The sequence below is a fragment of the Phycisphaerae bacterium genome, assembly GCA_035275405.1.
GTDB lineage: Bacteria > Planctomycetota > Phycisphaerae > UBA1845 > UTPLA1 > DATEMU01.
In genome coordinates this window covers 1-11,807 of record DATEMU010000011.1, presented here as the reverse complement: position 1 = coordinate 11,807, position 11,807 = coordinate 1, and the positions used below count along the sequence as shown (strand labels likewise).

Genomic DNA, 11,807 nt, shown 5'->3' with positions numbered 1-11,807 from the left:
AGCGGTCGGCGCCCCTGCCGGCGGTAGATGAAGGGCGAAGCCGTCTAAACGAGTTGAATCTGCACGATCTCCGCCGGCGCGTTAATGCGAATTGGGAACCAGTTCCCCACGCCGCTGTTGACGAAGAGCGTGCTTTCGTCGGTTCGGTAAAAGCCTCGGATGTAGCGGAACAGGGCCCGGCCCAATCCGAGGTCGACCCCGCCCGGCGGTGTCATCATGATCTGACCGCCGTGGGTGTGACCGGAGAGCGTCAATGGAACGCCGTGCAATTGCAGGATGTCCCACGTATGCGGATGGTGCGCGAGGGCAATCACCGGCCCGTCGCTTTGCGCGTCGTGTCCCTTCAGTGTTTCCGCGACGTTGGCGATATCGCCGGCCCGGCGGCGCGTCGGCTCCGGCTCGTTCGCATAATCCACGCCCGCCAGCGTCAACCGCTCGCCGCCGATCTCCAGGGTCCGCCGCTCGTTGATGAGCAGAGGCAGCCGCTCGCGCACGGCCCGAATGAACTCCAGCCGGTCGTCGAACTCGTCGTGATTGCCCATGCAAAGGTACGTGCCATGGCGCGAAGTAAATTGCCCTAGCGCGTCAATCGCCGGCGGCAGCATCTGGTTGGAACTGTCCACGACATCGCCCGTCACCACGATAATGTCGCTCTTCAAGCCGTTCACCTGCTCGACCAGGTGCGCGAGCATGTCGGGCCGATAGAGCCGGCCGACGTGCAGATCGCTGACCTGCGTGATCGTGAGCCCCTTGAGTCGATCCGGCAGCCACGGCGCCGCCAGCGCGTGGCGATGGACATTGAATCCGCCGATCTGCCAGCGCCCCCAGGCCGTCCCGCCGGCCAGCATGGCCACCGGTACGGAAGCAAACGCGGTTTTCAGCAGCGCCCGGCGCGTGGGATCAAACACTTCATTCTCACGGACGCTCGCCGCCGTTGGCTCGGTAAATGTGCGACGCGCCAGCGCCTGAGCGCCCAGCGCGGCCAGCCGAACCGAAGCGACAAGGGGCAGCGCCATTGGCAGGGCCACGTGCCACAGCGTCACTGCCGCGGTGTACCACGTCGGATTCGAAACGAGCGGCGGAACCCGACCGACCACGAGCCCGTAAAAAATCGGTAAATTTAGTGCCCCGCAAAACCCGACGATCCCCCAACGCAGCCAACGCGCCAGCCGAGCCGACGCGATGTGCCGGGCGATCCGCCGATCAGCGATCGACCACCACAACACATTGAATGTCAGCAACATGAATACGAACACCCGAAACCCGACCGGTCGCGGCATCGGCCACCACCGCGAGATCAAGAGGCCGTTTAGCAGGATCGCGCCGATGATCGCCATGCACGTCCAATGAATGGCGGCATAAACCCGATCGGAGGGCTTTCGTTGGATATGGACTTCTGGTTGGGCGTTTTCCACGGCTCTTTGAGGAATCAAACGTCTCTACGGCCCGGCAATCACGCCGGTTCAATCGGACTAAGGAATTCGGGGAAACCCGCTTCCGGGGATAATAGTCACTTCGAAGAAAAATGACAGCAGAGCGGGCCGGTAAGCCGAATTCTGTCCCGCGGGATCGCTCCCGCGATGACGGTCATTTCTCTGGGCCGACGGTTACCCATCGGCTCAAGCACCCTACCCGCGGCGTGGTGCGAGACGGGCCGCCTCGCGGAACGCCGGCGCCTGGGATCCCAGACGTTACGCCGTCATCCTCTCGCCGCTTACGTGGGCTTGCTGGCGGTGGGGTTTACCCTGCCACGGTTGTCACCAACCGCGCGGTGCGCTCTTACCGCACCATTTCACCCTTGCCTGAGATGTTTCCATCCATCGGCGGTGTCTTTTCTGTGGCACTTTCCCGGGCATCGCTGCCGGTGGCCGTTAGCCATCACCGTGCCCTGTCCAGTTCGGACTTTCCTCCCGGGAGCGCGAAGCCCCCGAGCGACCGCCTGGCCCACTCTGCTGTCGATCGTATTGTAGTCGTGTAAACAATCTGTAACAAACGACATGCGGGAACCGCAGCATCCGGGGTTCGGTGCCTTCGCGGACGTACCTTCGCATGGATCGTCGCCCCCTCAGGCGTTATATTTGACAGTTCGGCACCACAATAGCCATCGAGTCATCAGAGGCAAGAGAAAGGCCCATGTCGAAACGCACCAAGCACCGCAAGCAGACGGCTCCCCGTCAACCACCGGAACCCCGACGCGACAACACCGCGACGGAAACACCCGCGCCGCACACCGCTTCCACGACCATCGTCCCCGACAGCTATTACATCGCGGGCATCATCTTCCTGGCGATCGCCATCTTCTGCACCGTCATGCTCGTCCTCAGCCACGTCAAGGGTATCAGCCTCCCCGGCTGTCAGAAGGGCGGCGCCTGCGACCAGGTGGCCGCCGGCCCGTGGGGCAAAGTCCCGCGGACCCAGTGGCCGATCTCCTTCGTCGGCCTGGCCTATTTCTCCGGTCTCCTCCTCGCCTGGCTCGGCTCCAAAGGCGGTGTCGCCGACCCGTTGCGTTATCTCGTTCGCCTCGGCGTCTTGCTCTCCGTCCTCTACGTCATCGTCCTCATCGTCGAACAAAAATTCTGCGTCTACTGTCTCGGCACACACGCCGCCAACTTCGCCTTCTGGATCGTCCTCGAAAAATGCCGCCGCACGCCGCTGTCCATCTGGCGGCCGATCGCCACCGTCGGCGTCGTGTTCCTCCTCGCTTCCGCGGCCCTTGGCGCAATTCGCGAACGTGAGAACAAGGCCGTCCAGCAATCGCAGGAAAAACAACTCGCCGATTCCACCAAAGAGATCATCAAGTCCTCGGCAGGCGGCGAACCATCGAACCAGACTTCCTCGGAATCCACCTCCGTGACCACCGCTCCCGCCATCGACCGCCCGTGGAAAGGCGGCTTCACCGGCCGATACCTTCGCGGGCCGAAAATATCCCCGATCCGCATAGTGATCCTGACCGACTATCAATGCCCCGACTGTTACAACACGGAACGCGACATCCACAGCATCCTCGAGCGCCGCCCCGAAGTCTCTCTCTCGGTCAAGCACTTCCCCATGTGTGCGGACTGCAACCCGAACTTCGAAAAGAACAACATGCACCCCAACGCCTGCTGGGCGGCCCGGGCGGCCGAGACCGCCGGTTTCCTTCGCGGAAACGACGGCTTCTGGCAGATGCACGATTGGTTGTTCCGCAACAAGGGCGGTTTCACGAACGTACAATTTTCCGCCGGCCTGAGGGAATTGGGCTACAGCCCCGAGGAGGAAAAACAGTTCAATTCCATCATGATGAGCCAGCCCATGCTCGACCTCGTGAAGTCCGACATTCAGGAAGGGATCTGGCTCGGGCTGCACTACACGCCCATGGTCTTCATCAACGGCGTGGAACTAAAGGGCGTCTTCGCGCCGCAGGCCGTCACCCGCGCCGTCGAAGCACTGGCGGCAACGAGTCCGCCGCCCATGACCGCCGAGCTGGATCAACCCCCGCCCGCCTCCGAAAAGTACGTCTCCGACTGGCGCGAAAACGAGTTCAAGTTCTCCGGCGACGACAGCCAACCCTGGCCGCTGGGCGTTCAAGGCGCGGCCCTGCATATCGCCATCTGGGGTGACTATCAGGAGCCGAACACGGCCAAGGCCGATGAACTCGTCCGCCGCTTCATTGCCGGTCGCACCGACGCCCAATACGTCTTTCGCCACTATCCCGTGAACCAGGCCTGCAACCCTGCCGCCGGCCTCACCAAGCATCCGAACGCCTGCCGCGCGCATCAGGCCGCCGAAGCGGCCGGCATCCTCGGCGGCGTCGAGGGATACTGGAAGATGCACGACTGGCTGATGAAACACCAGGCGGACTTCTCCGAAGATGCCCTTCGCAAGGCCGTGCAGGAAATGGGCTTTATACCCGAGGCCTTCTTCATCACCATGGACAGTCCCTCGGTCCGGGAGCATATCATCGAAGACTGCAACTACGGAAAACAGCTCAGTCTGTTCGCCGTCCCCTGCATTTTTATCAATGGGAAGTTCGTCCCCCGCTGGCAGGTGCAGGGCGAGGACGTCCTGGAGCGGATCATGGCCGAGGCGGCCCGCTCGCCGGTCACGTCCGCCCCTCCGCCTGCACAGAATTAGAGCGGCTGCAATTAGCGGACGCATCATCGGACAACAGACGCTCCCGGCTGTTTATGCAAAAAAACCCCGCGTTGACGGCCCCCGCAGGGATACGATAAAATACGGGGCTTGCTCGTCGTCGCCTTCCCATGCCGAAGGCCCGGGCAAATCGACCCCTGAAAGGCAGGCTGCCCTCGTGAAAAACCGCATGCGGATCTGCATCGGCATAATGGCCGCGATCGTCTGGTCGACCATCGCCACGCTCCGCGCCGAGCCGGCCCCCAGCCCGATCCCGACCGCCTGGGAGTTAACCCTTCAACCCGCCACGCCGACCCGCATCCAGGTCGACGGCCGGACCTACTGGTACCTGCTCTACACCGTCATTAACAACACCGGTCAGGACGTCGACTTCCACCCCGAGATCGTCCGCGTGAACGAAATCGAAAGCGAGCTGACCGCCGAACAGGCCGCGGCCCGCCCCGACCAGGCGCCCAACGTTTCCGTCGATCCCGCGATCGTCGGCGTCCCCACGCGCGTCTATCAGGCCATCGCCGACCGCTACGCCCGGACCCACCCGTTCCTCGTCACGCCGGTCAAGGCCATCAGCCGCCTCCTGCAGGGCAAGGACAACGCCATTACCAGCGTCGCCGTCTTTCCCGACTTAAGCCCGCGCGTCAGCAAGTTCACGATCTACTTCGGCGGCCTCTCCGGCGAGAAAATCGCCAAGGCGAACCCGGTCTATTCCTCGCGCCAACCGGCCGCCGACGCCGGCAAAGCCGCCTCCGACGACGAATCCAACCCCAAGCTCTTCGTCCTTCGCAAAACCCTGGCGATGCCCTATACTGTCCCCGGCGATGCGAATACCCGTCGCACCGCCGCACCGGTCCTGGGCCGAATGACCTGGGTCATGAGGTAAACTGTAGCGTCACCCCTCGTGGGCGACGAAAACTGTAATGTAGCATCCGCCCTCCGCAGCGGACGGTGAACGCAAGAGGTATTTCGACATGGCACATAAAAAGGGACAAGGCTCCACACGCAACGGACGCGACAGCAATCCCCAGTTCCGCGGCGTCAAACGCTTCGATGGTCAGACCGTCACGACGGGCACGATCCTCGTCCGCCAGTGCGGCACGCCCTTCACCCCCGGCCTCTACGTCGGCCGCGGTCGCGACGACACCCTCTTCGCCCTCCGCGACGGCAAGGTCGTCTTCAAAGGCAGCAGAATCTCCATCGAACCCGCCCCGGCCAACAACTGACGGCTCAGCCGTCCACGGATAATCCCGTGAATCTTCGTCGCTGGCTCAAATGGGCCCTGGGGCTCGGCGCTGCGGCGGCGCTCGTCGCGATCATCGCCGGCAAACTCTATTTCGGCTCTGCGAGCGAACTCGAGCAGTGGATCGGCCGACAGGTCGTCGCCATCGTCAACACCTTCCTCGTTCCGCAGCTCTCCTTTACCGACCTGGATTACACCGCCCCCACCGCCGTCTCGTTGAAAAAGGCCGCCCTCACGGCGCCGGACGGGACAAAAGTGCTCGACCTTGACGGCTTCGACTTCTCCCTGGCCGAAACGCCGAGCCTCGATAAGCCGATAGTCGTTGAAAAAATCGCCATCGAGCGCGGTCGCATCAACCTGATCCGCGATGAAAAATCGGGCGGCCTCCGCGGGCTCTCGCCGATCATCAAGTCCTCCGACACGTCCGCGCCCATCCGCGCCGACGGGCAGTCGCCGGCCGTGTTCCGTCTGAGCGACGTCCTCCATCTCCGGCTCGTCGACCTGCGCGACGTCGGCGTGCGTTACGACCCGGGCGGCGGTCGCCCGCCCATGCAGATCGACGGCATCACCACGCAGCTCAAGCTTGATCCGGGCGGCGCGGCGGCCGAGGCAGGGTGGTACAAGTTCGACTTCACCATCGATCGCGGGACGAATCTGCACCTCATCCTCCGCGGCCGGATCAATCTCGATACGGGCATCGCCGAATTGGACGAGGGCCGGATCACTCTTCAAGTCGGACCGCAGTCACTTTCGACCCTCCCGTCGGATCTGCAGGCGATCCTCAAGGAGTACGACGCCCAGGGCGAGTTGGACATCCGCCTGCGCGGCCGCATCCCCCTTTCGGACCCGCTCTCCGGCAACGTATCCATGCAGGTGGCCCTGAAAAACTTCCGGCTCGTCTTGGCGCCGCGCCGCCTGATCATCGATTCGCTGACCATGGACGTGGCCATGGCGGAGCGCAAAGTGGAGCTGAAATCGCTCGCCGCCCGGCTGCTCAAGGGCGACCTCACCGCGCAGGCCCGCGTCGATCTCGCCGCGACCGACAGGCCGGCGGTCGCCCAATGGACGATCAAGGACCTCGATCTCGCCGAGTGGCGAAGCGACTCCGCGACCTCGGATCAGGGCCTGAAGGGCCGCGTCTCGTCGTCCGGAAAAGTCGAGGCGTCGTTGGCCCGGCTCCCCGCCTCGCTTAGCGGCGCGGGTGACATGCACATCCGCGATGGACGGCTCGTCGGCCTGCCGCTCATCTCCGCCCTGGCCGACGTAATGAAAATCAATATCCCGTCGGTCATGGCCCCGGCCGACAAGGCCGACGCGACGTTCAAATTCACCCCCCCGGGCGTGCGCATCGAGCGGCTCGACATCGTCACCGGTCTCCTGGCCGCGCGCGGCGACGGCCTGGTCCGTTACGACGGCACGCTCGACCTCCGTGTGAGCGCCGGCCCGCTCGAAAAGCTCCAGTCGCTGCTCGGCAAAGCCGGCGACCTCCTCAGCCTCGTGACCGACAAGCTCGTGACCTACAAGGTCGAGGGTCGCCTGGGCAACCCGACCGTGCGCATAATGGTCCTGGACCAGAAACTGGGCGGCTGATACCGGCGTGTTCGCCGGCGCGGCCGCCCAGCGATTCTTCGTCTTAAGGATCAATCCATCACGGACAACTCCCGCCGCCGATGTAGCACGGGATGAATCCCTGCATATCCTGGCCATTGGCCATGCCGTCGCCGGTGAAATCCGCCGCGATTCGGTAGGACGTTTCCAGGCTCGTCTCCAGGAGTACTGCGACAAAGAGGTCCAGGTCGACGGCGTCCACGTCGCCATCCCCATCGATGTCGCCACGTAGTCCCTGCCGGAGCGTTGCTCCCGTGAGCGCGATCTGGTCCCACGGAATTGTCCCGCGCGCCTTGGCCGCAACGCCCGTGGCACTGGGCGCCAGCCCATACACGACCGTAGGAGCGGTGTTATCCGCGACCATTTCAACGTATGCCACGCGAGTCCATTGCGGTTGCACGCCGGTACCGCCGGGCAATGCGGACCCGCCCAGTTCGTCGACCACGCCCGCGCCGGCCGTGCCGGTGGGAAAGAGCGTAAACGTGCTCCCATGAAACACGTTCGCGACGGTCGTCCCCGCGGGCGGAAGCCCGACGTCGACGTACCCGGACGTCAGCCCTGTGTTGATGTCGCCGACGTCGCTCGCCCAGAGCTCGACGTAATAATGGCTGCCCAAGGGTACGCCGGACACGGATGTTGGCAGGGATGCCGCGATGTCCGAGCCGCTTGGCGTCGTTCGTACCACAAGCCGCATGTCGATATCGGTGCTGACGGTAGCCCGTTCAAGCGCCGCGAAACTCTGCGGGCACGGCGGATAGAGAATCGAAGGATCCGACGTATTCTTCAGCCAACCCGTGGCAAACCAACTGAGATCGCCGACGCCGACAATGTCATCGCAGTCAAAGTCATGCGCCGTATTCGCCGGCGGCACTCCCAACTGCCACGAGGGCGAAAACAACGAAAAGTCGCCGACGTTGATCAACCCATTGCCGGTCAGATCGTACGTCTTCAACGGAGCCTGAATCTCAAAGTCCACGGAATCCAGAATCACATGGGTCCAATCGACGTCGCCTCGACCGAACGCCGCAACGCCGGAAGCGCTCGGTTGAAGGGTAAGGGTACAGGACGCCGTCTCGGACCCGGAGGTCATTTCTATCCAACCAATTCGTACCCACTGCGGCTCGTTGCCAATGCCGCCGGCAACCGTCGAGCCGCCGAATTCATCGACCAGGCCGCTCGAAATCGTTCCACTGGAGAAAACCGTGTAGGTGTTTCCGTGAAATACCGCGTTCGCCGTCGATTGGGAGCAAAACGCCAGATCGACATAAACGCCCGTCAATCCCGTATTCGTCGTTCCGACATCGCTGGCCCAGATCTCCACGTAATAGGTGCCTCCGCGCACGATCGCGCTCGCGGAAGTGGGAAGGCTGGTGCGCGTTTCCGTCGTGGAGGACGGATTGATCAGCGTCACGACCGGCGCGACATGAACGTCGGGCTGGCAGGAGTCCGGAATGCCATCGGTGTTCACATCTGTACTCGTCCCGTTCGCAATATCGCATGCATCGGGCGAGCCGTTGCTGTTGCAATCCGGCGCGCCACCGGTCAGGTCGCATTCGTCTGCGATGCCGTTGCCGTTACAGTCCGCTTCGCAGGCGTCGAGGACGCCGTTGGTGTTGCAATCGGTCGCGCCGCCGGCGAGATCGCACGTATCCGGAACGTCATTGCCGTCGCAATCGGCCGCCGACGCGGATCCTGTCCCGGGAGATACCCAGCTCGGATCGTTCGTGTCAGCGCTCGTCGTACTGCCGAGTATTCCGTTTTGACCCAGGCCCGAGGAGTCCGCGGCGACTTGGTCGCTGCCCTCGTCAAACCTCCAATAGCCGACCAACCCATTCTGGGGAGCGATAAGCGATCGGTTCATGTTCGCCGCAATCTGCGTACCGGTGCGGGCCACGTTCCAGATTCGCACTTCGTCGATCAGGCCGTCAAATCCCTCGCTCGCAGCCGTGGAGTTCCCTATGGCCACGTCGGCATTGGAGTAAAGAAGCGGTCCGCTTGCCGTCGTGGAGGCCTTTAGGACGCCGTTCACATAGAGACCGGCAAAGTTGTTGGTGGCCGAATAGACGCCGGCCACATGAATCCATGTGTCAAAATACGTATTGGTATCGACCGTGTCGGTCACGGCGAGGCTCCCTGTACTTTTGTCGATTCGAAGTTGCAGACGGCTCCCTCCCTCTTGGCGCCACGAGAGGAGGTATCCTTGTCCGCTTTGATTCCGGACGATACGGCTGTTGTACGACCCAACGGAGTCTGGGCGAATCCAACATTCGACCGTTAGATTATTCGCAGGATCCAGTAATGCGGAGTGAGGCACCCGCACCAGGTCATTGGATCCATCAAAATTCAAAGCGCGATTGGGGTTTAAGGTGTCGCAACTGTCCGGTATTTCATTGGTGTTGCAGTCTGGCGCGCCCGCATCTATTTCACACAAGTCGGTGACTTCGTCGCCGTCACAATCATCATCACCGCCTGGCTCGCAGATGTCCTGTATGCTGTTGTTGTTACAGTCCGCTTGCGACTCGCACTCGTCTGGAATGTCGTTCATGTTACAATCGTTGCTCGTCTCCGAATCGATGTCGCAAACATCGAGAACGCCGTTGTCGTTACAATCCCCAGCGGGGATCGGCCCACCTGGCATCGTCCACAGTGGATCGGAAGCGTCCCCGGCGGAATTGGCGTCGCTCCCCAAAATACCATCGAGTGCATTCGCCGTTGAGTCGCTCGCGATTTGGCCCGCCCCTTCGTCAAGTCTCCAATATCCGATGAGGCCGCTTTCCGTACCGGCCAGTCGAAGCGCATGAGCGTCGGCCAACTCCTGCGCGGTCCGCATCACGGACCAGATTCGCACTTCGTCGATCGCTCCGTTCCAGTACTGCGCATTCAACGGTCCCGTCCGCCCGATATTTAAGGGGTTGGGGCCTGCCGAAACAGCGCTATTTCCGTTGACGGACTGTGCGAACTGCCCGTTGACGTAGAAGTGCGCGTCATTGGAGCCGTCAAAGACGACCGCGATGTGTGACCACGTGCCCGCCGTCAGATACACGCCCGAAGTCGTGTAATCGAAAATGCCATAGGTGACGAACGTAAGCTTGCCATCAACCTGGCCGAATCCATAGCCGTTGACTCCCGAAATGCCCTTGGAAACTACCCGTTGGACCCCGGCGATCGAATCCGACCGCACCCAGGCTTCGAGGGTAAAGCCGTTGGAAAGATTGAGAACCGCATGGTCTCCGATGTTCACGTAATCGTTGGCACCATCGAAATCCAGGGCGGTATTGAGCGCAACGGCGTCACATATATCGGGCAGCCCATTTGAGTTGCAGTCGGCCGCTCCCGCTTGGATTTCGCACGCATCCGACGTTCCGTCTGCATCGCAGTCGCCTTCACAGTCATCCGGGACGCCGTTGCTGTTGCAGTCGTTCCCTGCCACTTGGCAGGAATCGGGAATGAGGTCCAGGTTGCAGTCCGGCCCTCCAAGATCCCACAGGTCGCAGGTGTCGAGAACGCCGTTGTTGTTGCAGTCCGTCTCACTAACAGGCGAGCCATTGGTTTGCCAACTCGGATCGTTGGCATCCGCTCCCGGCGTTTCACCCAACGTTCCATGGTTGCCAAAAGCCGTTGAATCCAGCGCCGATTGGCCGGAAGCCTCAGTGAACCGCCAGTAGCCAGCTAAGCCGGTCTCGTTGCCGCGCAGCGAATGGTTCATCCAGGTGTTGATCTCCGCGCCTGATCGGGCGACATTCCAAAGGCGGGCTTCATCGATTTGTCCCGGGAATCCCTCATCGTTATTCACCAGCGGATTCCAATTCCCAATCTGAAGATCGCCGTTGCTGTAGGACAGCGTTCCGACGGATCCTCCTTGGGCCTTGACGACGCCATTCACATAAAGCCACGATTTGTTCTGGCTTGCCGAATAAACGGCCGCGACGTGCATCCATTGGCCTATATAGGTCGAGGTGTTCACGTTGTCCTTGAGGATGAGGCCGCCTTGGGGTTGGTCCAACCGGAGTTGAAGGCGCCGATCGTTCCCCTGCTGCCACGCAAGGATGTAGCCGAAGGAGTTTGTGGTACGGAAGATCCGACTGCTCTGTGGACCGACGCCGGCCGGGCGGATCCACAATTCGATCGTGAATTCGCTTGCGGGTTCAAGACCGGCGGATCTCGGGACGCGCACGACGTCATTAATACCGTCGAAGCTCAGGCTGTTGTTAGTTCCCGCAAGATCGCAGGAGTCCGGGATTCCGTTGGAGTTACAGTCAGACGGTGGCGGATCGCACTCATCCGGCACACCGTTGGTGTTGCAATCCTCGCTCAAGCCGCATCCTGCCACATCGCACGCCCCGCCCGGCGTCCCGCAATCGATGTCGCACGCATCCTCGATCCCGTTGGTATTGCAATCCACGGCCCGCGCCATCGGTGCAGCGTAGGAAAACAGGGAGAGCACCATCGCGACGCCAAGAACCGCTTGCCCGCACACCAGCTTCCGCCGACCGCCACTAGTTTTGGATTCGCTCTTCATCTCTCAACTCCATCTCAAGGGTCGAGATGACTCGGTCGGGCGATTGCAGCGTCGCCACCAGGACCGGACCATCAGCGGGCTGGACTTGCCAAAGGCGCAACCCCATCTTCGCTCTCCCAGCAGTCCCCCTACCCCCGCCCGCGCAACGGGTGATTTGCGAAATTTTTTGTTTTTTCTAACCCCTTCCCCCGCCAGTACTAAGGATCGCCAAATCCCCGCCCCTGGCTCTTCCTCAAGCCTCAAGTCTCGAGCCTGTGACCTCACCTGTCTCCTGCTCACCTGTTCTCCTGCCCTCCTGTTCCTCGCCCCGCAGCC

6 protein-coding genes and 1 other RNA gene are annotated in these 11,807 nt (G+C 62.1%); 4 read left to right on the top strand and 3 right to left on the bottom strand.

Features of this window, described 5'->3' with window-relative positions; translation table 11 throughout:
• Nucleotides 1-44 precede the first annotated feature (44 nt).
• The gene (locus tag VJZ71_12355; GenBank protein ID HKQ48853.1) at nt 45-1,433 is read right to left on the bottom strand and encodes a metallophosphoesterase; all 1,389 of its coding nucleotides are present in this window, start codon (nt 1,431-1,433) and stop codon (nt 45-47) included.
• 96 nt (nt 1,434-1,529) lie between these two features.
• Nucleotides 1,530-1,951, bottom strand: an RNA gene (gene rnpB / locus VJZ71_12350) — RNase P RNA component class A.
• Between the two features lie 182 nt (nt 1,952-2,133).
• Between rnpB and VJZ71_12345 the strand changes: the two genes are divergently transcribed.
• The 4 genes from VJZ71_12345 to VJZ71_12330 all read left to right on the top strand — a co-directional run bounded on the left by VJZ71_12345 (nt 2,134) and on the right by VJZ71_12330 (nt 6,955).
• Nucleotides 2,134-4,113, top strand: a complete 1,980-nt coding sequence (locus tag VJZ71_12345) for a DsbA family protein (GenBank protein ID HKQ48852.1) — start codon at nt 2,134-2,136, stop codon at nt 4,111-4,113.
• 187 nt (nt 4,114-4,300) lie between these two features.
• On the top strand, nt 4,301-5,008 hold the full coding sequence (locus VJZ71_12340; GenBank protein ID HKQ48851.1) for a hypothetical protein: 708 nt from the start codon (nt 4,301-4,303) through the stop codon (nt 5,006-5,008).
• An 88-nt stretch (nt 5,009-5,096) separates the two neighbouring features.
• Nucleotides 5,097-5,348: a 50S ribosomal protein L27 gene (gene rpmA / locus VJZ71_12335; protein ID HKQ48850.1), complete on the top strand. Its 252-nt coding sequence runs from the start codon at nt 5,097-5,099 to the stop codon at nt 5,346-5,348.
• Between the two features lie 26 nt (nt 5,349-5,374).
• On the top strand, nt 5,375-6,955 hold the full coding sequence (locus VJZ71_12330; protein HKQ48849.1) for a DUF3971 domain-containing protein: 1,581 nt from the start codon (nt 5,375-5,377) through the stop codon (nt 6,953-6,955).
• Between the two features lie 58 nt (nt 6,956-7,013).
• On the opposite strand, the gene VJZ71_12325 is transcribed toward VJZ71_12330, so the two are convergent.
• On the bottom strand, nt 7,014-11,492 hold the full coding sequence (locus VJZ71_12325) for a LamG domain-containing protein (GenBank protein HKQ48848.1): 4,479 nt from the start codon (nt 11,490-11,492) through the stop codon (nt 7,014-7,016).
• Nucleotides 11,493-11,807 lie beyond the last annotated feature (315 nt).

Bases quoted from the DNA above. Each gene is read 5' to 3' on its own strand.
- VJZ71_12345 (HKQ48852.1), top strand. From the start codon at position 2,134: ATGTCGAAACGCACCAAGCACCGCAAGCAGACGGCTCCCCGTCAACCA.
- VJZ71_12325 (HKQ48848.1), bottom strand. From the start codon at position 11,492: ATGAAGAGCGAATCCAAAACTAGTGGCGGTCGGCGGAAGCTGGTGTGC.
- rpmA (HKQ48850.1), top strand. From the start codon at position 5,097: ATGGCACATAAAAAGGGACAAGGCTCCACACGCAACGGACGCGACAGC.
- VJZ71_12340 (HKQ48851.1), top strand. From the start codon at position 4,301: ATGCGGATCTGCATCGGCATAATGGCCGCGATCGTCTGGTCGACCATC.